General features: G+C 36.8%; 1 protein-coding gene. It reads right to left on the minus strand.

What is annotated here, in order from left to right; genetic code table 11:
- On the minus strand, positions 1 to 265 hold a 265-nt coding region (locus tag D1841_RS18465), incomplete at its 3' end, for a GntR family transcriptional regulator (protein WP_166554413.1).
- Positions 266 to 535: the final 270 nt, after the last annotated feature.

A 535-nucleotide genomic window follows, 5' to 3' on the forward strand; every position in this document is an offset into this window, starting at 1 on the left:
CAACACCTACTTCCAGGAAGTAACGAGTATGTATAATTTCCTGCATTTCCCTGGTAGAAAAATTGTAAATAAAATAGCCTTTTCTAGGCCTTTTGATCAAAAATTTGGCTTCGCAAAGCTTTTGCATGGCTTCGCGGGCACTGCCGCGGCTAACTTTGTATTCCTCGGCAATATCCTGTTCTACTAAAACACCGTTTGGTCCAAACTCATTCTGCAGAATGCGGCGTCTTAGATCATCGTAAACACGGTTTACTATAGAATCCATAACTGGTCTCCTTTGTTAAAACTATCTAACCATAGATTATACCATTTTCTGACTTTTGGCAAGAAAAAATTTACAAGGCGTATCTAACAAGAAAAATAGAGAGTCTTCGTCTTTTTTCAAAATAAAGACAGGTCTTTAATGCGGGATAAAATATTTGATGATAGTAGAAAAATTCAGATAAATACTTGACAAAATCCAGCGAGGAGACTATAATCCAATTAGTGATCTAATCACAGAAAGAATCAGAAATGAGGAGACAGATTAGACGGC

The organism is Neglectibacter sp. X4, assembly GCF_009917365.1.
Taxonomy (GTDB): domain Bacteria; phylum Bacillota; class Clostridia; order Oscillospirales; family Acutalibacteraceae; genus Acutalibacter.